This window comes from Alphaproteobacteria bacterium (genome assembly GCA_035625915.1).
Lineage (GTDB): Bacteria > Pseudomonadota > Alphaproteobacteria > JACZXZ01 > JACZXZ01 > DATDHA01.
This window is the reverse complement of the sequence record DASPOR010000013.1, coordinates 29,746-55,252: the sequence shown is the minus strand read 5'-3', so window position 1 is coordinate 55,252 and position 25,507 is coordinate 29,746. Positions and strand designations below refer to the sequence as shown.

Annotated in this window: 22 protein-coding genes and 1 rRNA gene; 13 read left to right on the top strand and 10 right to left on the bottom strand. The window is 61.4% G+C overall.

The annotated features are described in order from the left end of the window. Position 1: 1 nt before the first annotated feature. From rrf to VEJ16_01465, 3 genes are all read left to right on the top strand, one after another. Positions 2-116, top strand: a 5S ribosomal RNA gene (gene rrf / locus VEJ16_01475). Positions 117-328: 212 nt separating this feature from the next. Next, on the top strand, positions 329-1,060 hold the full coding sequence (locus VEJ16_01470; protein HYB08322.1) for a hypothetical protein: 732 nt from the start codon (positions 329-331) through the stop codon (positions 1,058-1,060). Between the two features lie 172 nt (positions 1,061-1,232). After that, positions 1,233-1,886, top strand: coding sequence for a VOC family protein (locus VEJ16_01465; GenBank protein ID HYB08321.1), 654 nt, complete (start codon positions 1,233-1,235; stop codon positions 1,884-1,886). A 30-nt stretch (positions 1,887-1,916) separates the two neighbouring features. Here the strand turns inward: VEJ16_01465 and VEJ16_01460 are convergent, their stop codons facing one another. From VEJ16_01460 to VEJ16_01450, 3 genes are read right to left on the bottom strand one after another with little or no spacing between them, the layout of a single operon-like run. After that, entirely contained in the window at positions 1,917-2,423 is a 507-nt protein-coding gene (locus VEJ16_01460; GenBank protein HYB08320.1) for a hypothetical protein, read from the bottom strand. An 8-nt stretch (positions 2,424-2,431) separates the two neighbouring features. Next, positions 2,432-4,675 carry a molybdopterin cofactor-binding domain-containing protein gene (locus VEJ16_01455; protein HYB08319.1) on the bottom strand — a complete coding sequence of 748 codons (2,244 nt, stop codon included), beginning with the start codon at positions 4,673-4,675 and terminating at the stop codon, positions 2,432-2,434. Between the two features lie 11 nt (positions 4,676-4,686). Continuing rightward, a complete protein-coding gene (locus VEJ16_01450; protein HYB08318.1) occupies positions 4,687-5,148 on the bottom strand; it encodes a (2Fe-2S)-binding protein in 462 nt (153 codons plus the stop codon). Positions 5,149-5,355: 207 nt separating this feature from the next. Here VEJ16_01450 and VEJ16_01445 point away from each other — a divergent pair, with 207 nt between their 5' ends. Then, positions 5,356-6,279, top strand: a complete 924-nt coding sequence (locus tag VEJ16_01445; protein HYB08317.1) for a methionyl-tRNA formyltransferase — start codon at positions 5,356-5,358, stop codon at positions 6,277-6,279. 67 nt (positions 6,280-6,346) lie between these two features. Here VEJ16_01445 and VEJ16_01440 read toward each other — a convergent pair whose 3' ends face one another. The 5 genes from VEJ16_01440 to VEJ16_01420 form a co-directional block, all read right to left on the bottom strand. Beyond that, on the bottom strand, positions 6,347-7,120 hold the full coding sequence (locus VEJ16_01440) for an SDR family oxidoreductase (GenBank protein ID HYB08316.1): 774 nt from the start codon (positions 7,118-7,120) through the stop codon (positions 6,347-6,349). Positions 7,121-7,175: 55 nt separating this feature from the next. Beyond that, positions 7,176-7,835: a GntR family transcriptional regulator gene (locus tag VEJ16_01435; GenBank protein ID HYB08315.1), complete on the bottom strand. Its 660-nt coding sequence runs from the start codon at positions 7,833-7,835 to the stop codon at positions 7,176-7,178. A gap of 659 nt (positions 7,836-8,494) precedes the next feature. Further along, positions 8,495-9,043 (bottom strand): DUF882 domain-containing protein, encoded by a 549-nt coding sequence (locus VEJ16_01430; protein HYB08314.1) that lies wholly within the window; start codon positions 9,041-9,043, stop codon positions 8,495-8,497. Positions 9,044-9,338: 295 nt separating this feature from the next. Then, complete coding sequence (locus VEJ16_01425; GenBank protein ID HYB08313.1) at positions 9,339-11,549, bottom strand: dienelactone hydrolase family protein; 2,211 nt, start codon at positions 11,547-11,549, stop codon at positions 9,339-9,341. Positions 11,550-12,180: 631 nt separating this feature from the next. After that, on the bottom strand, positions 12,181-12,819 hold the full coding sequence (locus tag VEJ16_01420; GenBank protein HYB08312.1) for an ABC transporter substrate-binding protein: 639 nt from the start codon (positions 12,817-12,819) through the stop codon (positions 12,181-12,183). A 191-nt stretch (positions 12,820-13,010) separates the two neighbouring features. On the opposite strand from VEJ16_01420, the gene VEJ16_01415 reads away from it, so the two are divergent. Beyond that, the gene (locus VEJ16_01415) at positions 13,011-14,405 is read left to right on the top strand and encodes a selenium-binding family protein (protein HYB08311.1); all 1,395 of its coding nucleotides are present in this window, start codon (positions 13,011-13,013) and stop codon (positions 14,403-14,405) included. A 67-nt stretch (positions 14,406-14,472) separates the two neighbouring features. After that, a complete protein-coding gene (locus tag VEJ16_01410) occupies positions 14,473-15,066 on the top strand; it encodes a hypothetical protein (GenBank protein HYB08310.1) in 594 nt (197 codons plus the stop codon). Between the two features lie 21 nt (positions 15,067-15,087). Here VEJ16_01410 and VEJ16_01405 read toward each other — a convergent pair whose 3' ends face one another. Next, positions 15,088-16,797, bottom strand: coding sequence for a L,D-transpeptidase family protein (locus VEJ16_01405; protein ID HYB08309.1), 1,710 nt, complete (start codon positions 16,795-16,797; stop codon positions 15,088-15,090). A gap of 334 nt (positions 16,798-17,131) precedes the next feature. Between VEJ16_01405 and VEJ16_01400 the strand changes: the two genes are divergently transcribed. From VEJ16_01400 to VEJ16_01370, 7 genes are all read left to right on the top strand, one after another. Continuing rightward, positions 17,132-17,479, top strand: coding sequence for a cupin domain-containing protein (locus VEJ16_01400; protein HYB08308.1), 348 nt, complete (start codon positions 17,132-17,134; stop codon positions 17,477-17,479). A gap of 12 nt (positions 17,480-17,491) precedes the next feature. Beyond that, entirely contained in the window at positions 17,492-18,226 is a 735-nt protein-coding gene (locus tag VEJ16_01395; protein HYB08307.1) for an isochorismatase family cysteine hydrolase, read from the top strand. 182 nt (positions 18,227-18,408) lie between these two features. Further along, on the top strand, positions 18,409-19,989 hold the full coding sequence (locus VEJ16_01390; GenBank protein HYB08306.1) for an ABC transporter substrate-binding protein: 1,581 nt from the start codon (positions 18,409-18,411) through the stop codon (positions 19,987-19,989). 93 nt (positions 19,990-20,082) lie between these two features. Beyond that, positions 20,083-21,075 (top strand): ABC transporter permease, encoded by a 993-nt coding sequence (locus VEJ16_01385; GenBank protein HYB08305.1) that lies wholly within the window; start codon positions 20,083-20,085, stop codon positions 21,073-21,075. Beyond that, positions 21,068-22,039, top strand: coding sequence for an ABC transporter permease (locus tag VEJ16_01380; protein ID HYB08304.1), 972 nt, complete (start codon positions 21,068-21,070; stop codon positions 22,037-22,039). Before VEJ16_01385 ends, VEJ16_01380 begins: the two co-directional genes overlap by 8 nt. Positions 22,040-22,053: 14 nt before the next feature. Beyond that, entirely contained in the window at positions 22,054-23,061 is a 1,008-nt protein-coding gene (locus VEJ16_01375; protein HYB08303.1) for an ABC transporter ATP-binding protein, read from the top strand. Continuing rightward, on the top strand, positions 23,054-24,097 hold the full coding sequence (locus VEJ16_01370) for an oligopeptide/dipeptide ABC transporter ATP-binding protein (GenBank protein ID HYB08302.1): 1,044 nt from the start codon (positions 23,054-23,056) through the stop codon (positions 24,095-24,097). The genes VEJ16_01375 and VEJ16_01370 overlap by 8 nt, the downstream gene beginning before the upstream one ends. Here the strand turns inward: VEJ16_01370 and phaZ are convergent. Continuing rightward, positions 24,089-25,330, bottom strand: a complete 1,242-nt coding sequence (gene phaZ, locus VEJ16_01365) for a polyhydroxyalkanoate depolymerase (protein HYB08301.1) — start codon at positions 25,328-25,330, stop codon at positions 24,089-24,091. The two genes, VEJ16_01370 and phaZ, sit on opposite strands and share 9 nt — an antisense overlap. Positions 25,331-25,507 lie beyond the last annotated feature (177 nt).

Genomic DNA, 25,507 nt, shown 5'->3' with positions numbered 1-25,507 from the left:
GCCTGGTGGCCATAGCGAGGGGTGAACACCCGATCCCATTCCGAACTCGGCCGTGAAAACCCTCTGCGCCGATGGTACTCCGTCTCAAGACGCGGGAGAGTAGGTCGCCGCCAGGCCCTCCAAACGCATACCTCTTTACCCAAACACAAATCCCGTCACGTCCTTCTATGTCAGCTGCATATTTCCTCCCGTCATCTTCTCGTTCACCGCCGAATAGCCGGCACGACAAGCGCGTCATTTTCGCGCGCGTCAAAATCTCCTATCCTCGCGGCCAAGCGCACGCTGCATATTTCGCGGCGTGCTTGCATGAGGCCGAGGGATGAAAATCATGATTGGGTCGCCGTCCTACGACGGCAGCGTGCGCAAGGAATACATGACGTCGGTGCTCGCCCTCGTCGAAAGCCTGCGTGCGAAAGGCATCGAATACACCCTCAATTTGAAGGCCCGCACACTTGTCCACGTTGCGCGCAATCTTATCTGCGCCGATTTCCTGTCGGACCGATCCTGCTCCCATCTCCTGTTCCTCGACACGGATATCGGTTTCCATCCCTCCGTCGTATCCGCGATGCTCGCCAGGGACGAGCCCGTCGTCGGCTGCGGTTGCCCCTATCGCGAAATGCCATTCCAGCGGAAAGCCGTCGCCGACAAGACGGTCGGCGCGATGCTCAGCGAGCTGTTCAAGTACAACATCGATCCCGTCATTACGGACAATAGGATCGTGATCGAGAACGGATTCTTGAACGCACGCAGTGTCGGCGCCGCGCTGTTCCTTATCGCTCGGCGCGCACTCGAGACGATCGTCCAAAGCAATGCCGCCCCGAAGTACCTGGCTGGCGAGTTTCCGCCGAATTATTACGGCTTCTTCGACTACATCTTCGAAGGCGGTCGCCAGATCGGCGAAGACCGTTCCTTCTGCGCACGATGGCTCAAGACGAACGGAAAGCCCATCCCGTGCCTCGTCACGGAGTACGTCTCTCATGTGGGCCCCATCGAACTCCGCGGACGTTATTCGGACCAGCTCGCCATGAACTCGCGGCAAGCAGAGCCGGCATCCGGTTGAGATCGATAAGGCAGCCGATGAGGGGCGCGCAGGCACCTTATCTGATGATTTCAATTTTTCGCGGGGCGTTCGGTGAGGCGACCGCCGATCCTCCCCGTTCGCATTCGTGCGAATCGAGCGTTACGATAACGTCGTTGTTGGTGGTGTGGCGCTAAGGCCGAGGCTGATCGAAATGAACCCGATCGACCATCTTGTTTGGGCAGCCGCCGATCTGGACGACGGCATGGCGGCGATCGAACACATGCTCGGCGTCGTTCCGCTGCAAGGTGGCGTTCATCCTGGCGGCGGGACGCGCAACGCTCTCGTCTCGCTCGGTGGGCAGTGCTATCTCGAAATCATTGCACCCGACCCGCGACAAAATGCGCTGGACACCCCGGCGACGTGGATGGGACAGCTCGAACGACCCGGCCTCGTCACCTGGGCGGTCGGCGTGCGCGACCTCGATCGCCTGCTACCCAAGGCGCGCCTGCTCGGCATCCGGACGAGCGGTGTTCTTACGATGTCGCGCAAGACGGTCGGGGGCGAAGTTTTGCGCTGGAACGTCCTGCGCCTCTCGCGCCACGGGCTCGGACCCGTGATTCCTTTCTTCATCGATTGGCTTGACAGCCACCACCCGTCGATGGGCAACGACGCTGCGTGCGACTTGAACGGCCTCTCGATCTCCCACCCGAGGACCGAGGAGGTTTTGCGGATATTCGATGCATTCGAGATTGACGCCGAGCTCAATGCCAGCGGGCGCATTTCGATCTCGGCGCGCATCGCCTGCCCAAAAGGGCAGGTAACGCTGGCACCTGCGGACCCGCTGCCGCCCGCGTGGCGCGATTAGGGACGAAACCCCCTACGGCGCGCGAGGCGCCTATCTGAAAATGAACGCGGCACTCTGATCGACGGTCTTCGCCATGCTCTGGCAGACCGCGGCAACGGTTCCGCGATCCTTCGCGGCGATATCGGCGAGGGACTCGGCCCCATAGCTCGGCGCTTCACCGACGATGGCGATTCCCGAGCGACCGACGCGCTCGGCCAATGCCTTGTCGTCCGCCGCCACTTTGCTGTCCTGACCATAGGAAAACGCGATCAGCCGGTTCTGGTTCTCGATGGCGTGGTCGTCGATATGGCCGAGAGATTTGCAATATTCGAGCACGCCGAGCTGGTTGTAAGACGCTATCTCGTCCGCGGCCGCGAGCCTCGTCATCCGCTCGACATCCGCGGCACTCGCCTGCTCCGCACTTCGGCCGGCCGCCGTCGCGGACAGGATGAAGCTGATCGCGAGAAGCGCCAATTTGATTGCTGTGAAATCCGATTTCCGGCGCGCGTCAATCGATGGTGCGCGTTCGTCTTGGTGGAGCCTTGCAAGCGATATCAAATGAAGCCTCAATGTCCGACGATTGCCGCCTTGACGCGTTCGGCCGTGAAGGGTGCTGTTCTCAAGCGCGCGCCGGTCGCATCGAAGATCGCGTTCGCGAGTGCCGCCGGCACCGGCGTCGCCGCCGCCTCGCCGGCTCCCATCGGGGGTAGATTTGGGCGGTCGATCAGCTGTAGGTCGATTTGCGGCACCTCTGGCATGGTGAGGATCGGATAGCTCGACCAATCAACACTCGTCACCCGGGCATCGTCGAAGGTGACCTCTTCGTGCAGGGTGCGGCTCAATGTCTGCACGATGGCGCCCTCGACCTGGTTCCTGACGGCATCCGGGTTGATGACGAGGCCGCAATCGTGGGCGCACGCAACGCGCTGAACACGCACCTCACCCGACGCGCGATCGACGTCGACCTCCATGGCCATCGCGACGAAATTTTCGGCGTGCTTGTAATGGATGTAGGCGATGCCGCGCCCGACTGCAACGCCGCCCTGCATTGCATTGGGATTGGGTGAGGGACGCGCTTTCCACGCGAACATCTCCGCAACGCGCTTCAAGACCTCGATCCCGCGCGGCTCGCTCAGCCTGCGCAGGCGAAATTCGAGCGGGTCAGCCTTGGCTGCCGCCGCAAGTTCATCGGTGAAGCCTTCGACCGCGAAGGTGTTGGCGACCTTGCCAGGCGCTCGAATGTTGGAAGGGCGAAGGGGTGTGTCCTTGAGCCAGTGAGCGACCACCCGAACGCTCGACGCCGCGTAAGGTGGGTCGCCATTTTGGGAAAGCAGCCCCGCGGCGCGTCCAAGCGGTTGCCGAAGGCCCGCCGCCTCGGGGGCAATGAGCGGAATATTCGGCAAGCCCTTGGTCGCGGCGGGCAGCCACATCTCGGTCTGCCACTCGACAATGTCGCCGTCGGCGCTGAGTGCGGTGCTGAGGTCGAGAAGCTGCGGCGGTCCCTTGGGGTCCCAGCCATGCTCGTCCTCGCGCATCCACTGCACGCGCACCGGCCGCCCCACGGATTTGGACAGCAGGATCGCGTCCGCCGCCGCGTCGTCATGGCCGTTCATGCCGTAACAGCCCGCGCCGTCCAGATAAATGAGCCTGACCTTCTCCTCGGGCATGTCGAGCATCTTGGCGAAGGCGGTGCGGTATTTGTGCGTGGCTTGCGACGCTGTCCACACGGTGACGCCATCCGCGCGGACATCGGCGACAGCACAGGACGGCCCGATCGACCCGTGAGTCTGCGTCGGCCAAAAATACGTAGCATTGAAGCGCCTCGCGGCGCCGGGCACTGTCGCATTCGCGGATCCGTGCTCCGCAACCACTTCGTCTTCCTCAACGGGCGACTCGCGCACGACCCGCGCGAGATCCCCATTTCCGGGCAGGCCTCGCCATTCGCTCCAGGTCGCCTTCAAAGCACGGGAGGCACGGATCGCCGCCCACTCGTCTTCGGCGACAACGCCCAGAAAGTCCTGGATTCGAACGACGCGTACGCCAGGGATCGTCTCAATCGACGACTCCTCTATGGCGAGAAGCTTGGCGCCGATCGCCGGCGGACGAATGGCCCGGCCATGAAGCATCCCGGGAAGCCGAAAATCGTGAACATAGATGTGCGTTCCGGTGCACTTCGCCGGCATGTCAGGACGCGGCACCGGTTTGCCGACGACCTTGTAGCCGGCCGGATCCTTGAGCGGGGCCTTGGGGTCGACCTTGAGCGAGAGCCGCTTGCCGCCAACGAGCTTGCCGAAATCGACCTTGGCGCCTGCGTCGCGTGTACGTACCTCGCCGTCTTCGATGACAAGATCGCTCACCGAGCGCCCCAGTGTTTCCGCGGCGAGCCGGAGGAGCGCCTGACGCGCTGTTGCCGCCGCTTGGCGGATTGGAACCGCACCCCGCGTGATGCCGGTACTCCCGGCGGTCGGGCCCTGATCCGGCGTGAGAGCCGTATCCCCTTCGACAAGTGCGATGCGCGCCATCGGAATGTCGAGCTCTTCCGCGACCATCTGACGCACCGCCACCCGCAATCCCGTGCCGAGATCGACCTTGCCGGTGAAGATCGTAACGCCGCCATTACCATCGATCGCGAGAAAGCTGTCGACCTCATCGGGCGCCAAAGGCTTGCCGATATCTATCTCGGCACCGGCAACGGTTTGCGTGAAGGCCCGCTTCAGGGGCGAGCCGGCAAGGCCGACTGAGACGACGAGAGCACCACCCGCCTTGAGGAGATCGCGGCGCGCGAGCATCCGTTCGTGGAATGAATCCATGGACGCCGCTCCTATGTCTTTGCTGCGCGCATCACCGCACGCAGGATGCGCGTATGCGTGCCGCAGCGGCAGAGATTGCTGGCAAGACCGTCTTTCACCTGGTCGAGACTCGGATTGGGGGTACGGTCGAGCAGCGCTTTCGCCGTCATGATCATTCCGTTCGTGCAGTACCCGCATTGCGCCGCCTGTTCCTCGATAAACGCGGCCTGGACGGGGTGCGGTTTTTCGGGCGTGCCGAGACCCTCGAGCGTGATGACCGACTTCCCAACCGTGTCGCTTACGGTGACCGAGCACGACCGTGCGGCTTCGCCGTCGATCAACACGGTGCATGCGCCGCATTGGCCGAGGCCACAGCCGAACTTGGGTCCTTTCAGGCCAATCTGATTTCGCAGAGCGTAGAGAAGGGGCTCATCCGGGTCCCAGGCTTCGACTGTCCACGCGCTGCCATTGACCTTGAAGCTGAAGCTCGCCATGCGTCCTCTGCGGGATCGAACGGGCGCGCGATCAGGTCGCCCGTTGCCGGCAGGATCGACCAAAAGATTTGCCCGCGCAATCGGGACTTGGCCCGCGCACGAGGATGTTACTGAGCCGAAGTGTCGACGATTTTGCTTTGCCTTCAAGCATGCTCCTGCCTAATCTCCGATCCGAAAAAATCGGCACTAATCACGAGGGGAGGCGGCATGCGCATTGCGCTTATTGGCCAGCAGGATTTCGGCAAGGCAGTCCTCGAGGCGTTTCTTGCCCGTGGCGACGAAGTGGCCGGCGTTTTCGTGGCCCCCGAAAAGCCGGGCGCCCGACCGGACCCGCTGCGGGCTGCCGCCGAGGCGAAGGGGCTCAATGTCCTGCAAATCGCAAAATTCGCCGAGCGTGCCGCCCACGACGCACTCCGTGGCCTCGAGGCCGATATCGGCATCATGGCCTATGTGCTATCCTTCGTGCCCCGGACCTTTTGCGAGATCCCAAAGCACGGGACCATCCAGTATCATCCGTCGTTGCTGCCGCTCCATCGCGGGCCATCCTCAATCAATTGGCCGATCATCAAGGGCTTCACCAAGACGGGATTGACGATCTTTCGTCCGACGGACGGTCTCGACGAAGGTCCGATCCTGCTCCAGAAAGAGGTGACGATCGGCCCCGACGACACACTCGGCTCGATCTATTTCGACAAGCTCTTTCCACTCGGCGTGAAGGCAATTGTCGAGGCCGCCGATCTCGTGGTGGCGGGAAAGGCGAACCCCGTTCCGCAGGATGAGAGGAAGGCCACCTACGAAGGTTGGGTGCGCGAGGCGGAGGCAAGAATCAACTGGGCATCGCCGATCGATCAGACCTACAACCTCATCCGCGGCTGCAATCCCCAGCCCGGCGCGTGGACCACGCTCGCCGGCAGAAAACTTTACCTTTACGACGCCAAAAAGGTCGTTGTACGCACCTTCGGCGAAGTGCGGGGCAAGAAAATCGGGGAGGTTTCGGCAACCGGTGCGGCGAGCATCACGATCCACGGCCAGGGCGGCTTCATCGAGGTGCTGCGCTGCCGCTTCGAGGACGGTAAAAAAATCGCCGCGAACGAGGCCGGCATTGCGGCGGGCGCGATCCTTGGCGCATAAGCTTGGCGAAAACGACGGCAAAGCCACACGAGGAACATTTTCCGCAGTATGAGCGCTGCCGGTACCCTCAGGAGAGGCCCGCAGCAAGGAAGCCGCCATCCACGCGCAAAATTTCGCCCGTGATGTAACTTGCCGATGGCGAGGCGAGGAAGATGGCGGCGCCGACGAGTTCGCTCAACTCGCCGAAGCGACCCATGGGCGTGCGCCGGGTCGCGAGCGCCCTTCGTTCGGCGCTCATCCTCTCGCGCGTCAGATCGGTCAGAAAGTAACCGGGTGCTATCGCGTTCACGCGAACGCCGCGCGGCGCCCACTCGGCACCAAGCGCCTTGGTCAGGCCGAGCACGCCATGCTTGCTGGTCGTATAGGGTGCGGCCTTCTGCAGGCCGACGAGCGAGGCGATCGAGCCGATATTTATGATCGATCCCTCGCCTCGCGCCAGCATATGCCGGCCGGCCTCGACGCACGCGAAAAAGACGCTTCTGAGGTTGGTTCCCAAGATGAGATCGTAATCCTCCGGCGTGAATTCCTCGGAAGGCTTGATAACGGTGGTGCCCTGGGAATTGACGACGGTGTCGAGCCTGCCGAAGCGCTCGGCGACCTCGTCGACGATCGACTTGAGCCGGCCGAGATCGGTCACGTCGGCGGCATAGCCCGTCGCGCGCGAGTCTTTCGCCTTCAAAATCCTCGCCACGGCATCGACCTTGGCGGGCGTCTTGCCGACCACCGCGACATGAGCACCGGCCTCCTGAAATCCGAGTGCGATTTCGCGACCGATACCGCTCGAGCCTCCGATCACGAGGGCGGTCTTGCCGGCAAGGGAAAAGCGTTCGGGATTTGTCACGGGATCGGCACTCCTTCGGTCGACCGGTTGGGGAAGGTTCGTGGAGACGAGATATTTATCCGCGCAAAGCCATGTGGTCGCGATCGAGAATATGCCGATCGACGATCTTGTCCAAGGGCTCGTCGCTGAGTGCGATCGCCGTGCGCAGTTTGCGATGAACATCGACGACTTCGTGGAGATCCCCGTCGGCCAGCTTTTCCCGCGCGAGAATGATGAACGCGTGTCTTGCAAGCGCATTCCACTGGATCGTCACGACATCGTTGCCCGATGCGCGGCAAAGCTCTCGGTGAAAGTCGATGTCAGCCCTGTCGACTGCGAGTCGATCTCCCTCACGGGCGGCGCGCGCCATTCTTTCGATGACGGCATCGAGTGGCGCCAACGTTTCGGGATCGGCGGCGTACGCCCGGCGCGCATCGCGTGCGGCAAGCTTTTCGAGCGCGGCGCGGATCTCACGCGTCCGCCCGACCCAAATCCCGTCGACGGCAATGACGCGAGCACCGCGGTGATGGCTTACCTCCAAGATGCCTTGCGCTACGAGCGTCTTGATCGCCTCGCGCACCGGTATCCGACTAACCTCGAGCTGGCTGCTCAGGTCGGCCTCGACGATGCGCTGGCCAGGGTTGAGCTTGCCCGTAGCAATGCCGTCAACGATCGAGTCGGCGACCTGGTCTGCGAGGCTGCGTGTCCGAACGAGATTCAACCCCGACGTATTCATATTTTTTCCATACAACACATAATTGTGATCAAAATTCTCTGTAAGTTGCTTGTAAGTCACTTACTTATTACTTTTAAGATACTTAGGACGCCCCGCCCCGCCGATTTACCCGCGCATGCCATTGTCTGATTGTATACATTTTGTTCGTAGCCCTGGCAATTCGTCACCGAAAAGTGATATTAGGAATTGGAAAATTAGATGGGTTGACAGAAACGGACGTTGAGGATTGATTGTAGGAAAATTGGTCGCTACGCGCAGGAGTTGATAACCACAGCTCGCCGCGGGGGAGCTTGTCTTGCTCGAAAGCGACCCATTGTGCGACCCCTCCTTTTGGGAGGGCGGGTCGCCTAAGGGCTGACGGGCCGTCGTTGGGGAACGATGGCCCGTCACTCTTTGAGGGTCGACGGCGATGCGTTAGTCGTTAGGTGCGATGACCGGAACGTGACGCCGGTGAAACCTGTCAAAATCCGAAATAGACTTTGCGCACGCCGTCGCGCGCGAGGTGGACGTCGAACTTAGGGCAAGCCGCGTACACCCGTGCCAACGGGGAAGCGAAAGCCCACGATAGAATTTGCGTGAAAACAGCCGCGTGCGGCATGAGGCGGGTCGATGAGGACGTCGATGCGCCGTAGGGCTATCGCTTCGGACTCACGCGAGTGCTACCAGCGGCGAACGCGTCCGACATCGACATGCACGAAATCGGAACGGGGATAGTAGCCGACGCCGCCGCGTTCGAGCTGCAAAGCAGCCTTGTGGACTGCACGAAGCGTACGGCCGGGGACGCGAATGTCGATCGCCATGCCCTCCATATGGAGGCTTTGGGCGGCGACCCCATCGCTCTGTGCACGCAGCATCGCGTTCGTCGCGGGAGAACGGTATCCAGAGATCACTTGATAGGGAACGCGGGTGTAAAGCCGACGGCTCAACGCATCGAGCAAATCGAGAAGTTGCGGGTCGATGGCATGAACTTCATTGGTGCGATGATCGCGCAGAACCTGTTCGACCGCACCCATCGCATCAGGCAGGTAGCGGCCGTTGACCCAATAATCGACCTTGAGCCGCTCACCGGTATGAAGGTTATCGAAGCTCACAGTCCTGACTTGATGGCGCGGTATCGCGGCGAATGCAGGTGCGGCGACAGCGCTGAAAACCGCTGCAACGCCCGCGCACACGAATCTCCGTCGGCCTGGATTGGTCGGCTCCCACATCGGATCTGCCCCCACATTTATTGTTATGATCAGTATTGATTGAGACTCTCTTAACAGAACCGTGGAACGAAAATCAAGAAAATATGCTTAATTGCGAACGGTATGGTTGTGATATATCCATAAAATCAACGCATTAGAGCATGCGAGCAAATTTGGCTCTTTTCAAGTAATTCTAAACTTTGAGATACTCGCGGCCGAGTCGCCATCGTCGAGCCGGCCCGAGTCGATTTTTTGCGTTTTCCGATGGCAGTCTCGGGACCCTCGACCCTGTCGAATTCGTGGATTGCAGTCTTTCCTACAGCACCCCCAGCGCCCTCCGAAAAAAGCCAGCCATGTCGGCATTGATTTGCAGATGGAGAGCCACCCGGTCGAGTCCCGGCGCATCGACGCAGATTTCCGGAGCGCCGGCGCTGAGCAATTCTGGGCAAGGGGCCACGAAAATGTCGTGTCCGGCGTCGGCGAGTCGGACGTATTCCGGTGACTTTGGAAGAAGATTGCGAAGTCGATTCTCGTCGGAGGAGGGCTTTGAATATTGATCGGCGGTCGGCTCTTCGATGTGAACCGGTATCGTCACCGCGGCCAGGCCATCGCGGTCGAACAAATAGGCAGGATAAGGCGCCATGATAAACGCCGCCTTGACGCGAGGATCGTGGAACACGCTGAGCCCAGGACGGACCGCGAGCGGCCCTCGTTCCGCAGCGCATGTTGCATCGACTGCGGACGGATCGCGGCAAAAGCTCCTGAGACGATCGAAATCGGGCTTTGCTCCAGCAAGAATGAGCGCGGTATCGCCGCCGAGACCATGGCCGACCACGCCGATCCGGCCCGTATCGATGTGGGGGCCGAACGCAGCATCCGAGAGGATTCCATCAAGCGCTTTGCGCAGGTCGTATTCCCTGCCGATGAGCGCGCGATCGGTCCACCAGCCGCTGCGGTCGCGCGCATCGTCGCCAGGGTGGGTAATGGCCAAGACAATAAAGCCACGGCGCGCGAGGTAAGCCGCACTATCGTTGTGACTGAACCGGTTCCCGCCATAATCGTGAGACACGAGGATCAAGGGAAAGCGCCCGTCTGCGGGTGGCACGTCCGACCGCGCATCGAGAGTCCAGATGCCCACATCGGTCGTGCCAGCGGGTGCCGAGGTCGGATAAAAGACAGCACCCTCCATCGGACCCTGATCGACCGGGTCGTCGAAAGAGACGAGCTTCAGGCCGGCATCCCATGCGGGGCGAGTGTCCCCGTTCAAATAATCCAGCACATCGTCTTCCCACTTCGCACTCCACTCGAAGAGGTCATTGCCGTAGGCCTTGACCGCACCCGGATCGGGCACGATGACGAGGCGGCCGCGACCGCCGGCCGCTCGAAAGGCCGCATAGTTCCGCTCGATATGCGTCTCGGAATAGTAAGGATCTCCCTCCGCGTAAAGCCAAAGCATCGGAACCTTGGCGCCGCGGCCGGCGAGGGCGAACATCTCTGTATTGATCGATCCACCGTGGATCGTCTCCGGCCACCAGCCGCCCGAAAAATTTATAACGCCCGACACCTTTTCCGGATATCGGGCGGCGTACACGGCGGCCAGCAATCCGCCGCGCTGTTGTCCGGCCACGACGATGCGCGTGGGATCGACGTAGGGCTGGGCCTTCATGTATTCCACCACCGTGTCGATGTCCTCGATCCCGGAATCGATCTCGAGCTGAGGCGGTCCCTTGAAACTCTCGCCCTCCAAGAGCGGGCCGCCCGAATCGCCGCGACCCTTGCGCATTGGGATGGCGACTGAATAGCCGAGTGACAGAAAGAAGCGCGCCTGCGGCTCGTAGCGATAAGTTTCGTCGGTGCTCAACGTGCCGGCCGTGCCGTGATTAAGAATGATGAGCGGGTGCTGGCCAGGATAGTCGGCGCGGTAGACTGTCGTCTGGAGTGTGAACGATTCGCCGGCGGCTTCACCAATGCGGGAGCGCTCGGGAATATCGATCTCCTGCCAAAGCGGTTCGGACCGCTTGCCAGCCTCTTCGATCAGGGCCGCACGATTGGCCGCTACAAGGCGCTTAAGAATAACGTAGCCGCGCCATCCGGCCGGGGTCGTGTATCGGCCAAGTAAATTGCCGTTCGCCGCGATCGTGTATTCCGCGACGTTGCGATTTGGCAGGGTCATGGTCAGGTGACCGCTTATCACGCGGGCATTGAGACGCACCCACTCATGGGTCGTTTGCGACCGGCGGTCGGTACCCCAAGCAAAGACGACCTTGGCGGAGCCGTCGGCGTCGATTTTTTCGACGACCATTGCATGAGGCAATACGCCATCCCACCTGTCGCCGGCCCAGACGCCCGCAAATGCGGCAAGCTCTGGCAGAACATCCTTCGCTGGCGGGGTTAGGTCGAGGTCGTCGGGCAGCGGAACACGGGTATTGAATGCGATGAACGAAATCAGCCACATGCCGAAAACGCCGAAAACGGCCAAGGCGGCGACGCCTGTAATTGCAATCTTCCAGCCGGACTTCCGCCTCATCGTTTACGCCAATTCTCGCGCAAAAATCGCGCTGCCTCCCGTGTGAAAATTCGATACGAGTGTGGTGGATTTGAAATTCCTAACAGTATGGTGGCATCCGCGTTTAGGAACTTCAAATCCGAATACCACACGAGATACAGCCTCTTGTGATTGCGCCAAGTCTGAGAGTTCGTTCCCTTTGACGTCATGGCCGGGCCGGCCGAAGGCCGAGACCCGGCCATCCACGTCTTTCAGCGATTGGGCGGCAGCACGTGGATGCCCGGGTCAAGCCCGGGCATGACGATTGGAGAAGTTCGGAATTATTCGTCGTACACGACGCAGTATTGTGCTTTGAATCCGAAATTCGCTGACAGCCCCGCACCCAGATGTGGCGAATTTCGGATTCGCCACACGAGACCCGCCTATCGGCCAAACGCGAGTCGCCGCGGCGAAGGACCTCGCGATAACGGCGGGCAAGAGAGGGCGGCATGCGCAATCGGTCGGCTCTCGGCACTGCGATCGTCCTCGCAATAAATCGCGTTTCGAATCCGAAGCGACTCGGCATTGCCTCGCCAACGCGATGCATTCCTCTCTTTCGTTTGCAGGAGACGGCGCGATAAGGAGGGTCAGACAACCAATGACGTCGGCCGCCTCAATCGGTTGCCGCATTCAATTCGCGCAGCTTCGTGTTAACGTCCGCGATCAAACCTGCAATGCCTTTCTGCGCGACCTCGGCGCCGACCATGTCGCGCAAGGTGATCGCGACGCTAATGCCCTCAACGGTTGCGTCGACGACCTTGAGCCGGCCGTTCGCCTCATGCACCCGCCATCCGATGTTCAGCGGTGGTGAGCCACCGACACTAACGTGCGTCAAGACAAGAACGTCGGTCTCGGCCGAAGGTGTGGCGCCGACAACGGTGAATTCCTGAATATCGCGCGCGCGCAATGCGAAGAAAGTTCGCGTGGCGATTTCGAGCGCGTAAGCGGGTAGCAACGCCACGAGCTGATTCTTCTGCTGGGGAGTTGCCGAGTCCCAGTATCGTCCTAGAACGAATTTCGTCCCGCGCTCGAGATCGAAGTTCTCGCTGATGAGCGCCTTTAGCCGGTCGCGATATTGCGGATTCGGTCGGTTGTTGTAGCGTGCGAGGAGGTCGAGTGCTTCGTCACCGACTCGATGGACGAATTGCTCGGCCTGAGTGATCGAAGGTGCTGCCTGGGCACTTCCGGTTGCAAGTGCTGCCTCGAGCGGTCCAAACATGAAAATGGCAATAAGGACAACGATCTTACGCATCGCGCATTCCTCATCGGTATTCCATGCGCGCCGACGTGACGCCCAAACATAACGCCGTTTGGCGCATCTGTGGACTCCGCGTTCGCCGCGGCATACCCTGCAAGCCTGGTTCGGATAACTCGATCGACGAGGTTGCGGCATAAGAACGCCGGCAGGCGATTCGTCAACAGGCTCAACGAAAGGATCCGGACATGACAAGCTGGAGACCCGATCCCTCGTTTTATCCTTCGCCACGGTCGGCCATGAAGGCGCCGGCGGAAACCCTGGCATACGTCGCGAGCTTCGATCCTCGGCGAAAGGTTCCAGACGCCCTATCGGTCGTCGACGTCGATCGAGGCTCGCCAAACTACGGGCGCATCGTCGGCAACGTGACGATGCCCAATGTCGGGGACGAATTGCACCATTTCGGCTGGAATGCCTGCAGCTCCTGTCTTTGCCCCAACGCTCCGCACGCACATATGGAGCGACGCTACCTAATCGTGCCCGGCTTGCGCTCGTCCCGCATTCACATCCTCGATGTCAAGGCTGACCCGCGCAATCCGAAAATCGTCCGCGTTCTCGAGCCGGACGAAGTCGCCGACAAAGCGGGCTATACGCGGCCGCACACGATTCACTGTGGACCCGAAGGAATCTACGTGGCGGCACTTGCCAATGGGAAAGGGGAGGCGCCCGGCGGGGTCTTTCTGATGGACCAGGAAAGTTTCGACATTCGCGGCCGATGGGAAATCGACCGCGGACCTCAGCAGCTCGCCTACGACGTATGGTGGCATCTCGGCCATGACACGCTGATCACGAGCGAATGGGGTCTGCCTGCGACGTTCGAGAATGGCCTGGTACCCGAGGTCCTTCTTGGCAGTCGATACGGGCGAAAGCTGCACTTTTGGGACCTCCATGGGCGCAAGCATCGACAGGAGATCGATTTCGGCCCGGAGCACCAACTGGTTTTCGAGCTTCGCCCCGCGCACGATCCCACGAAGGCATACGGATTCGTGAATTGCGTGGTTAGCCTCAAGGACCTTTCGTCGTCAATTTGGGTATGGCATCGCGAGGGAGACAAGTGGGCGGTCAAGAAGGTCGCTGAAATTCCCGCGGAGCCCGCGAGTGCGGACGATTTGCCGCCCATGCTCAAGGGTTTCAAGGCCGTGCCGCCCCTCGTCACTGATATCGACCTCTCGATGGACGATCGCTTTCTTTACGTCGCGTGTTGGGGTACGGGGGAGCTTCGTCAGTACGACGTGTCCGATCCCTTCTCGCCAAAACTCTCGGGCAAGGTGAAGATTGGCGGCATTGTGTCGAAGTCGACCCACCCGGGTGCCGCCGGCCGCAAGCTCAACGGCGGGCCGCAGATGGTTGAGATCAGCCGCGACGGTCGCCGGGTCTACTTCACGAATTCGCTATACGGCGCGATCGACGAGCAATTCTATCCGGAAGGCGTTGACGGCTGGATGGTGAAGCTCGATGCCGGGTCCGATGGCGGGATTGCCTTCGATCCGAAATTCTTCATCGCATGGCCGGAGAGCCATCGGCCGCACCAAGTGCGGCTCGAAGGCGGGGACTGCTCCTCGGACTCCTATTGCTATCCCTGAGGTGCGAACTGGCCTCGGGATGCGAGGCTGAACGTAAGTCCCGGCCGTGACGACGATATGGCCTTGGATGGCGCTCGTCGGCCTTGGCGCGTTCCACGGTCTCAATCCGGCGATGGGTTGGCTCTTCGCCGTGGCCCTCGGCTTGCATCGCCGAAGCCGCCGAGTCGTCATAGTCTCGCTCATCCCGATCGCGGCCGGCCACGCGCTGTCGATCCTGATGATTGCCGCCGCGGTGGTGGTGGGCGCCGAGATCGATTCATCCGCTCTGCGGCCTGTCGCCGGCGCGATCTTGATCGGTTGGGCGCTCTATCGTGCGCTTTACGGCCATCGCCATCGCGTGCGCATCGGCATGACGACCGGTCTTTCGGGATTGCTCGTCTGGTCTTTCCTGATGGCGAGCGCACACGGCGCAGGGCTCATGCTGATGCCGGCTCTCCTTCCGTTATGCGCAAATTCCATGGGCCTTTACGAAAGTGCGCTGGCGATTTCGCTTGCGGCCGTTGGCGTACATACGCTTGCCACGCTGGCTGTCACCGGTGCCGTGGCGCTCGTCGTCTATGACCGGCTCGGCGTCGATATACTCCGCAAGCGCTGGATCAATTTCGACATCGTCTGGACGGGCATGCTCGTCCTTACCGGTATCGTCCTGTTCGTCACATGACCAACACTCGCCGGCACGCGCTCAACCGTTGCCTTGGCGAACGCCATGCGACACTTGCCCTGGGCCAGGCATCGAAAGCCGAACACGCGAGGCGATCGCCGATATCACGCGCGCATCCCGGCCATAGGTGTCGGGCCGAAAGGAAATTGCACCGTCCGCGTCGGTGACGACGGTCCAATAGACGACGTAGACGGGGAGCGGGTGCTTGGCGGGGAGGTGATATGTGGCGCCGTCCTCGATTTTCGACTTGAGATCCTCCACCGCATCGTCCGTGTTCCCCGTCAATAGCAACGAGGCGAGCCCCATGACTTCCTCGACCCGGATGCAGCCGTGGCTGAAGTCGCGCTGGGCACGTGCGAAGAGTTTCTTCGATGGCGTGTCATGCAAATAGACGTCGAATCTATTCGGCAACTCTATTTTGAGTTGGCCGAGGGCGTTCTTGGGCCCTGGAAGCTGCTGTAGAACGTAAGGGAAATGATTTTTCGAATATCGGCGCCAGTTGACGTTGACCCCATAGGGATCGCCATCGGGTCCGTTCAGTACGACAATTTCCTCGCCCATGAGATATGTCGGGTCGTGTTTGAGCTTCGGCAACATTTCCTTGACCGCGATGGACATCGGCACATTCCAGGGCGGATTGACCGTAACGCTGCGTGCGACGGCGCGCAGGATCGGGCTCGGATGCTTCTCATCGCCGACGACGACCTTGGACGTCAGGACAACCGACCCATCCTCGACGACTCGGAGCGTGCCGTCCGCGGTGTTGACCATGACGTAGCTGTTCTCGATCGTGCGCGGCATCCAGCGCCAACGCTCCATGTTCGCGACGATCTGTGCGATGCGCTCGGTAATCGAGATATTGAGCATGGCAAGGGTTCTGGTACCTGCCCGGCCGTCCGGCTCGAGGCCGTTTCTCGCCTGGAAGCGTTTGATCGCCTCGGCGAGATCGCCTTTTCTGGCCGCCTGTTGCGTCGGGGCGAGTGCCGGATCCTCCTGCGCCAACCGCTTGCGAAGGGCAGGCAGGCGGGGATCGTTGCCATCCAACTTGATCTCGTCGCCATCTGGGACCTGCGGCCATTCCCCCGCGGCGAGGCGCTCGCGATAGGCTTTGAGTGCCGTCTTGAGCGCCGTGTACTCGGCATAATGCGGCGGCAGATCCGCAATAAGCGCCGCGAGGCTACCCTCCTTGAGCGCGAGGGCGAGGGCCGCCCCCGCATCGTAGTGCTCGACGGGCAGTGCGATCTCGTCATCGACGTCGTCCGGCGTCGCCCGGCCGAGGCGCATATCGTGGGCATAATGGAGAAACGCGTCGGTCAATAGCAATTCCCGCTCGGCCGTCGTCGTCGGGTCGGCCGCTGCGGCGTGCGCTGTGAGTGCCGAGACGTGATAGTCGGCAGGGTCCAGTCCGTCGTCGCCCGCCCGATCCAGTGCTGCGAGGAGAAGTGCTGCCGCCTGCTGCGCCTCGACACTTCCCGTCCAAGCGGGTGCGTCGTTGCGTGCGTCGTAAAAGCGGCGGAGGGCCGGGATATCCAGGCCCCGAGCATCGAGGGCCGGTGGCGAGTCGCTGGCAAGCATCGCTTGAATGATTGGCGCGAGCGCATCCGCGGCCGCCGGCCCATCCGATTGCGCCCAGCCAAGCCCAAAAAAGCAGCTCGCAAGGATGAAAAACGAGGCCAGGCCGAGGCGCGCAACAGCTGCCCCGAGCCCGCGCACAGCGCCAGCCCCGTTCATCGAGCCGTTCGAAACCAATAGTTTATCCCCTGATCCGCAGCCCGGGCGCGACGCGTCCGATCCGCCGAACATCTATCACGGCTAATGTAAAAAATATCGTATTTTTTGAACAGCTTTTCCGTTTTCCAGGTTTGCGCGTTCCCATTCCGAAAACCTCGCCGTTGCAATTACCGTTGGCCGGCTATTGCTCGTCGCCGCAACCCTTGCCCTCGTGGTTACGGCCGCCTGGAAGACGATCGCGCTCAAGTGCGATTGAGCGGTCCTTCATTCGGGTTGTACGCGGGACCGTACCCCTGCTATGACACCGCGCACATCATGGTCGAGGGAGGAAGCAATGCCGGGCGATGTCGCGGCCGCCGACAGTCCATACGTATTTCACGCAAGCAGTGCGCCACTTCGTCCACTCTCCCCCGGGGTTCTCGGCAAGGAAGCGCGCATGCCGGATGGCCTCATCGTGCGTTACCAAGAGCGCAAACCCGGCCACGATGGCGACCATTGGTGCGAGGCGGGTCACACGGCCTATATCGTCTCCGGCCGCATCCGCTACGAATTTGCGGATAACGTGGTCGAGGCAGGACCGGGCGACATTGTCCACATTCCGGCTGGATCCACCCACCGCCATCGGCCGCGTGTCCTCGGCGGCGAAACGGTCAAGTACTTTGTCACCGAGTTCTTCGAATAGAATTCGGCGAAAATGGGCAACGACATAACCGGATATCCGTTCCCCGCCGAACTCGTCGCACGCATCACGGCGCGTCGCGGCAGGCTTCACTGCTATGACCGGCTCGACCCCCGACGCACGGCATTGGTCGTCGTCGACATGCAAACGGCCTTCCTGAAAGAAGGTTGGCCGACCGCATTGGATCCGGCGCGCGACGTGGTCCCGGCGATCAACCGCCTCGCCGATTCGGTGCGCCGGACGGGGGGCAAGATTATATGGGTCGTATCGACCTACGGACCCGACGAGGCCGACCGGTGGCAAGTCCTGTTCGATCACGTGATGGGACCGGAGACGGGCGGACATTTTCGCGATGTCCTCACCGAAGGCCATGAAGGTCATGCGATCTGGCCGCTGCTCGATTTTCGGCCGGGTGAGGCCATTGTGTCCAAGAACCGCTTCAGCGGGTTCTGCGGAAGCAAGGGCCGGCTCGAAAGACTGCTACGCGACAATGGACTCGACACGCTGCTGATTGCCGGCACTGTCACGAACGTCTGTTGCGAATCGACTGCACGGGAGGCGGCGTTTCTTGACTTCAAGACCATCATGGTCTCGGACGCCAATGCAGCACGCACCGATCTCGACAATCTCGTGACCTATTCGACATTCATCCGCGCTTTCGGCGACGTGATGTCGAGTGCGGAAGCGATCGCCCGCCTCGATGAGGGTGCGGCACGTATCCCGGAAGGCTTGGCCGCGAAGGGTGCTTGATCGCCGCCGGCGCGCTTTAACGCGGCGCGAAACCAGTTGACACAAAAAATTGTAACCGCCTAGGCTTTCTCGGGAACCGAGAAACGCGACGAGCGGCCGTTAGAAGGCTCATTCGTCGCATTTTGTCGGCAGGCGAACAGGGCACTATCCAAACAACCGAATAAGCGGTCTGGGAGGCGTCGATGGCAGGGAAGGCAAGGATCGTAGCGCTTGCTACGGCGCTCGCATGTGGATTCTTCGGAACAGCGTCTGCCACGACACTTACTTGGGCGAACGACGGCGACGTCTCGGCGATGGAGCCTTATTATCTGAACGAAACGTTCCTGCTCGGCTTTCTCGGCAACGTATACGAACCGCTCGTCGGGCGCGGCAAGGGCCTCGAGATGGTGCCGAAACTCGCCACCTCGTGGGAGCAGACCGATCCGACGACCTGGCGTTTCCATCTGCGCCCCAACGTCAAATTTCACGATGGCTCGCCCTTCACGGCGGACGACGTGCTCTTTTCCTATCAGCGCGTGATAGGGGACGGCTCCGACCTCAAGGGCAAGCTCGGTTCCGTGCGCGAGGTCAAGATCGTCGATCCGATGACGGTCGATTTCATCACCAAGGCACCAGACCCTCTCCTGCCTGGCCAGTTCTCCCAGTGGTACATCATGTCCAAGGCATGGGCGGAGAAGAACGGGGCGGTGAAGGCGACGACCGCAAGCTCGAAGGAAGAGAACTACGCCATCCTGCACACGAACGGCACCGGTCCCTTCATGGTGAAGTCCCGCGAGCCCGACGTACGCACGGTCGCCGTCCCAAATCCCGACTGGTGGGGTCAAGTCGAGCACGACCTGACCGACGTCGATTTCCGCGTCATCAAGTCGGACGCAACGCGCGTCGCGGCCCTTCTTTCGGGCGAAGTCGACATGGTCTACACGGTGCCGATCCAGGACGTCGATCGCATCAATAAAACGCCGGGCCGCAAGGTTCTCCAGGGCCCAGAAATGCGCACGATATTTCTCGGCATGAATCAGACGTTGAACGAACTGACCGACTCCGATGTCAAGGGCAAGAACCCCTTCAAGGACGTGCGGGTGCGCAAGGCGTTCTATCTTGCAATCGACGAGAATGCGATCGTGAGCAAGGTAATGCGCGGGGCTGCGACGCCGTCCGGCCTGATGGTTGCACCCTCCGTCAATGGCTGGGACAAGTCGCTCAACGACCGCTACGCCTACGATCCGAACGAGGCGAAAAAACTTCTCGCCGATGCCGGATATCCGAACGGCTTCACCGTCGGAATGAATTGCCCGAATGACCGCTATGTGAATGACGAGCAGATTTGCCAGGCGGTGGCGCAGATGCTTGCGCGAGTCGGCGTCAAAGTGAACCTCCTCGCGGAAACCAAGAGCAAATATTTCGCCAAGCTTCAGGATTATCAGCGGAGCTTCTATATGCTCGGCTGGACGCCCGACACATACGATTCATGGAATCCGCTGTGGAACTTGATCGGCACCCATGACCAGGCGCTCGGCCGGGGTCGTTTCAATTACGGCAGCTATTCCAATGCCAAGGTCGACGAACTGACCGGACAAATCCAGGGCGAGGTCGATCCCAAGAAGCGCCAGGCCGAAATCAGCGAAGCCTTCAAGATCCACAAGGAGGAGTTCGGGCACATCCCGCTCCACCAGCAAGCGCTCGCCTGGGGTGTCAAGGATAACGTGACCCTGGTTCAGCTACCGGACAACGTGTTCAACTGGAACTGGGTGCAAGTCAAATAGGGTGCCGGGTCGGGGCACGATCCTGGTGGACAAGACCGTTGCATTCGTCGGAATCGCGGCGGGCTCGCGTCGCAGTACACGCACGGGGGCGGCGTGATTGCGTTCATCCTCCGCCGACTCGTCCAGTCGATCGGCGTGATGCTGGTCGTCGGCCTCGTCGCGTTCGGTCTCTTCCGCTATGTGGGCGACCCGATCAACAACATGGTCGGCCAGGATACGGGCGACCGCGACCGGGAAGCATTGCGCCAGCAGCTCGGCCTCAACGATCCCTTCGTCGTGCAGTTCGCGCGCTTCGCGGGCAACGCCGTGAAAGGCGAGTTCGGCGTCTCCTACCGCCAAGGCCGCAAGGTCTCGACCCTCATTGCCGAGCGTCTGCCGGCCACACTCGAGCTCAGTTTCGCCGCGGCCATCTTCGCACTCGTTATCGGCGTACCACTCGGCGTCTATACGGGGCTCAACCGCAATAAATGGCAGAGCAAGCTGTTTCTTGGACTTTCGTTGGTGGGCGTATCGCTGCCCACCTTCCTTATTGGCATACTCCTGATCCTGCTCTTCTCGGTCATACTGGGCTGGCTGCCCGCCTTCGGCCGTGGCGAGGTCGTCCGCCTCGGCTGGTGGACAACCGGACTTCTCACCGTCTCGGGCCTGCGCGCGCTCCTGATGCCGACGGTGACCCTCGGATTCTTCCAGATGACGCTGATTATCCGTCTCGTGCGTGCCGAGATGCTCGAGGTCCTGCGAACCGATTACATCAAGTTTGCGCGCGCGCGCGGCCTTTCCAACCGCGCGATCAATTTCGGCCATGCGCTTAAAAACACGCTCGTACCCGTCATCACCATTACCGGCATTCAGCTTGGTTCGATTATTGCGTTCGCGATCATCACAGAGCAGGTTTTCCAGTGGCCGGGCATGGGGCTCCTCTTCATCCAGGCGGTCGCCTTCGTCGACATTCCGGTGATGGCGGCTTATCTGGTGCTCGTCGGCTTCCTTTTCGTGGCGATCAATCTCGTCGTCGACATTCTTTATTACGTCGTCGATCCGCGCCTCAGGGTCGACCGAGCCATCGCCGGGGGCGGGTATGGCTGAGCCCGCACTCGGCAACGATGCCGGGTTGGGCGCGCATGAGCCCAGCCGTCGAAGTTCGGCATTGGCGCGCGCCTGGGACAGCGATCTTGCCTACAGTTTTCGCCATTCGCCCGTGGCTGTGGCGAGTGCGGTGGCGACGCTCGTCATATTCTGCGGGGCTGCATTCGCACCCTTGATCGCCCCCCACAATCCCTTCGATCTTGCCTCCGTCAGCCTTCTCGATGCACGCAATCCGCCGGTGTGGAGCGAGGGCGGAAGCTGGGACTTCCCGCTCGGCAGCGACAATCTCGGGCGCGACGTGTTTTCGACGATCCTCTTCGGCTCGCGCCTTTCCCTCGTCGTGGGATTCTGTTCCGTGATCTTTGCCGCGACCGTGGGCGTGGTCCTCGGCCTCGTGTCGGGCTATGTCGGGGGCTTCGTCGATACGGTAATCATGCGCATCGCCGAAGTGCAGCTGAGCTTTCCCGCAATCCTCATCGCACTCCTCGTCGACGGTATCATGCGCGGCGTGCTGCCGCGCGAGTATCAGGATCAAGTCGCGGTCTATGTGCTGATTCTCGCGATCGGGCTTTCCTATTGGGTGCATTTCGCGCGCACCGTTCGTGGTTCGACCATGGTCGAACGCAACAAGGATTACGTCCAGGCGGCTCGTGTGATTGGGCGGCATCCGGTCGCGATCATGTTGCGCCATGTTTTGCCGAACGTGATGGGGCCTGTGCTCGTGATTGCAACGATCACGCTTGCCATCGCAATTATCACCGAGGCCACACTTTCCTTCCTCGGCGTGGGCGTTCCACCGACGGAGCCTTCGCTCGGCACGCTCATCCGGGTCGGTAACGATTTCCTCTTTTCGGGCGAATGGTGGATCTCGATTTTCCCGGGTATCGCTCTCGTGATCCTGGTTCTGGCGGTCAACATGCTGGGCGACTGGCTTCGCGACGCCCTCAATCCAAAGCTCCGATGACGAGGGATGCGGTCATGGCTGAAACGCCTCCCGACCGCCGGCCCTTGCTCCGGGTCGAGAAATTGCGAGTCGAGTTTCCCACGCGGCGTGGCACGCTTACCGCGGTCGATAACGTCTCCTTCGAGATTGGAGAAGGCGAGGTGCTTGGGGTTGTCGGCGAATCGGGGGCGGGAAAATCGATCACGGGGTCCGCGATCATTGGCTTAATCGAACCGCCCGGGCGGATTGCGGGCGGGCGAATCTATTTCGAAGGCAGCCGGATTGACGACTTGCCCTACGAGAAGCTGCGCCATATCCGCGGCAAGCGTATCGGTACGATCTTTCAGGACCCGCTTACGAGTCTTAATCCGCTTTACACGATCGGGCGACAGTTGACGGAGACGATCCTCACCCATGCCGACTTCAGTGCGGCGGACGCACGTGCGCGCGCGATCGAACTCCTGGGCGAAGTCGGAATCCCGTCGCCCGTCCAACGCATGGAACATTATCCTCACCAGTTCTCGGGCGGGATGCGCCAGCGGGTCGTCATCGCGCTTGCCCTTTGCGCCAATCCGCGCCTTGTCATCGCCGACGAGCCGACGACGGCACTCGACGTCTCGATCCAGGCGCAAATCATCGCAGTCCTTAAAGCGCGCTGCCGGGATCGTGGTGCGGCGATCATGCTGATCACGCATGACATGGGCGTGATTGCGGAGACGGCGGATCGGGTGGCGGTAATGTACTCCGGGCGCATCGTCGAGGTTGGGCCTTTGCGCGAAGTGGTGAAGCACCCGCGGCATCCCTATACGGTCGGTCTCATGGGGTCCATACCATCGATCCGGGAGAAGGCCGAGCGCCTTACCCAGATTGAGGGCAGCATGCCGCGCCTCAACCGCATCCCGGCGGGCTGTGCCTTTCATCCGCGCTGCCATGAGGCATTCGCGCGCTGTATGTCGGAACGGCCCGAGCTGATGACGAATGGGCCGTCGCAAGTCGCCTGTTGGCTGTTCGACTCTCGGACCGGGAGTGCTGGTCATGGCTGAAAGCGCCAGCACGGGATCGACCCGTTCCGTCCCGGTCCACCCGCTCGTCCGCGTCAAGGCGCTCGCACGATATTTCGACGCCTCCGCACCACTCCTCAATCGCCTCTTGGCCGGCGAGGGGCGCCGCGTGCTTCACGCGGTCGATGGCGTCGATTTCGAGATTGCCCGTGGCCGGACCTTGAGCATCGTTGGCGAGTCGGGCTGCGGCAAGTCGACGGTGGCCCGGCTCGTCGTCGGTCTTTACGTCCCCACACGCGGCTCGATCGAGTTCGACGGAAGGGACATCTCGGCGATCAAGGGGAGGGCCGAGATCGCGGCCCTTCGTCGGCGGTTCCAGATCATTTTTCAGGATCCCTATGCAAGCCTCAATCCACGTTGGCGCGTGCGGGATATCGTGGCGGAGCCGATCCGCGTGCACCGACTCTTGCAGGGTCAAGGGGCGATACGTGCGAGGGTCGAGGAACTGCTTGGCGAGGTCGGACTCGCCGCGGTCGACGGCGAGAAATATCCCCATGAGTTCTCGGGCGGCCAGCGCCAGCGCATTTCGATCGCGCGCGCACTCGCGAGTACCCCTGAGTTCCTCGTCTGCGACGAGCCGACCTCCGCACTCGATGTGTCGGTCCAGGCGCAAATCCTCAACCTCATGAAAGATCTCCAGCGAACGCTCGGCCTCACCTACCTCTTCATCTCGCACAATCTCGCGGTTGTGCGCCATATGTCCGACCGGGTCGGCGTGATGTATCTCGGCCGCCTCGCCGAATTGGCGGATGCCGAAACACTTTTTCGTCTGCCGCGCCATCCCTACACGCGTATGCTGGTCGACACGATTCCCGATCTCGAACTTTCGGGGCGGGCGCGCACGCCCGTTGCCGGCGAAGTACCGAGCGCCATCGACCCGCCGAGCGGATGCAGCTTCCACCCGCGCTGCCCCTTCGCGAACGAGCGCTGCAAGCGGGAGCGGCCGGAGCTGCGCCCAGCCGACGGTGTGCTCGTGGCCTGCCACGGGGTGGAGGAAGGGCGGCTACCGCTAACTTGATCGGGGCCGACGTGAGTCGTGTTCGCGGATGAAGTCGCGCATGCGCGGCATGATTTCCTCGCGCCAGCGCCGGCCGTTGAAGACGCCGTAATGCCCCACCTTCTCCTGAAGGTGATGGCGTCGCTTGTCCGCATCGAGGGCACTTGCCAGGATTTGCGCCGCGAAGGTTTGGCCGGGCGCGCAGATATCGTCATCGGCCCCCTCGACGGTCATGAGGGCCGTGCGCACGATGGCACGTGGCTCGATGGGCCTGCCGCGTGAGATCATGCGGCCCTGCGGCAAGTCGAAGCGCTTGAACACCGTCTCGACGGTCTGGAGATAGAATTCCGCCGTCATGTCCATCACCGTGAGATATTCGTCGTAAAAGCGGCGGATCGCGGCGGCATCGTCGCCGTTGCCCTTGGTCAGGTGCCGGAACATGTCCGAATGGGCGCGCAGATGCCGGCCGAGATTCATGCCCATGAACCCCGAAAGCTGCAGAAACCCCGGAAAAACACGGCGCATGAAGCCGGCATAGGGAAGCGGCACGTGGGTGAGCACGGTGCGCTTGATGGTTTCGATCGAGCGCTTCATGGCGAACGCGTTGACCTTCGTGGGATTGGCGCGCGGATCGATTGGCCCGCCCATGAGTGTGATCGAGCGCGGCGCCAACGGGTCGTTGTCCGCGTTCATGATCGCGGTCGCGGCCAGCACGGGAACCGCCGGCTGGCACACGGCGATGACGTGCAGGTCGGGTCCGAGCAGATGCGTGAACTCGATCACGTGGTCGATATAGTCGTCGAGATCGAACCGACCTTGGGAGAGCCGCACATTGCGGGCATTGACCCAATCGGTGATATAGACGTCGTGGTCTGCGAGGAGGGCCGCGACCGTTCCGCGTAGGAGAGTCGCGAAATGGCCCGACATCGGCGCCACCACGAGAACGCGTGGGGTTTCGACAGGATGGGCTTTCTTGAAATGGAGGAGCTGGCAAAACGGCTTCCTCAAGACAACGACTTCCTCGACGGCAGTCGGTTCTCCGTTCTTCAAAACATGATCGATGCCGAAGGCCGGTCGCTCGTGGCGGATTTTTGTCTCGGCGACGAGCTCGAAAGCGGCGCCGATATAGTCGAGGAAGGGAAAGGCCGCATCGATCGGCCAGGGCTGGACCGTAAAGGGCCGCGCCAAATCGGCGAGCTGCCGCCAAGGCTCGAGCAGCGATTGTTGCGCACGATAGGCCTGATAAAGAAGCATCGAGAACGACCCTTCGGAGCTTGCGGCGAAATATTCGGGAATTTTCTGCAGCGGTTGCTGGCCGCTATCGGGGAAGACTTGGGCGTCGAAACAGCCTCACGAAACGCTATTTTTACACCGGCAAACTTAGCAGATCGCTCCGCGGCGGCAAGGAAATCGTGGCGCGTTGGCTCGTAA

Coding starts and splice junctions, on each gene's coding strand:
- VEJ16_01470 (HYB08322.1), top strand. CDS start 329: ATGATTGGGTCGCCGTCCTACGACGGCAGCGTGCGCAAGGAATACATG.
- VEJ16_01465 (HYB08321.1), top strand. CDS start 1,233: ATGAACCCGATCGACCATCTTGTTTGGGCAGCCGCCGATCTGGACGAC.
- VEJ16_01455 (HYB08319.1), bottom strand. CDS start 4,675: ATGGATTCATTCCACGAACGGATGCTCGCGCGCCGCGATCTCCTCAAG.
- VEJ16_01450 (HYB08318.1), bottom strand. CDS start 5,148: ATGGCGAGCTTCAGCTTCAAGGTCAATGGCAGCGCGTGGACAGTCGAA.
- VEJ16_01445 (HYB08317.1), top strand. CDS start 5,356: ATGCGCATTGCGCTTATTGGCCAGCAGGATTTCGGCAAGGCAGTCCTC.
- VEJ16_01435 (HYB08315.1), bottom strand. CDS start 7,835: ATGAATACGTCGGGGTTGAATCTCGTTCGGACACGCAGCCTCGCAGAC.
- VEJ16_01430 (HYB08314.1), bottom strand. CDS start 9,043: ATGTGGGAGCCGACCAATCCAGGCCGACGGAGATTCGTGTGCGCGGGC.
- VEJ16_01425 (HYB08313.1), bottom strand. CDS start 11,549: ATGAGGCGGAAGTCCGGCTGGAAGATTGCAATTACAGGCGTCGCCGCC.
- VEJ16_01420 (HYB08312.1), bottom strand. CDS start 12,819: ATGCGTAAGATCGTTGTCCTTATTGCCATTTTCATGTTTGGACCGCTC.
- VEJ16_01415 (HYB08311.1), top strand. CDS start 13,011: ATGACAAGCTGGAGACCCGATCCCTCGTTTTATCCTTCGCCACGGTCG.
- VEJ16_01410 (HYB08310.1), top strand. CDS start 14,473: ATGGCGCTCGTCGGCCTTGGCGCGTTCCACGGTCTCAATCCGGCGATG.
- VEJ16_01405 (HYB08309.1), bottom strand. CDS start 16,797: ATGAACGGGGCTGGCGCTGTGCGCGGGCTCGGGGCAGCTGTTGCGCGC.
- VEJ16_01400 (HYB08308.1), top strand. CDS start 17,132: ATGCCGGGCGATGTCGCGGCCGCCGACAGTCCATACGTATTTCACGCA.
- VEJ16_01395 (HYB08307.1), top strand. CDS start 17,492: ATGGGCAACGACATAACCGGATATCCGTTCCCCGCCGAACTCGTCGCA.
- VEJ16_01390 (HYB08306.1), top strand. CDS start 18,409: ATGGCAGGGAAGGCAAGGATCGTAGCGCTTGCTACGGCGCTCGCATGT.
- VEJ16_01380 (HYB08304.1), top strand. CDS start 21,068: ATGGCTGAGCCCGCACTCGGCAACGATGCCGGGTTGGGCGCGCATGAG.
- VEJ16_01375 (HYB08303.1), top strand. CDS start 22,054: ATGGCTGAAACGCCTCCCGACCGCCGGCCCTTGCTCCGGGTCGAGAAA.
- VEJ16_01370 (HYB08302.1), top strand. CDS start 23,054: ATGGCTGAAAGCGCCAGCACGGGATCGACCCGTTCCGTCCCGGTCCAC.
- phaZ (HYB08301.1), bottom strand. CDS start 25,330: ATGCTTCTTTATCAGGCCTATCGTGCGCAACAATCGCTGCTCGAGCCT.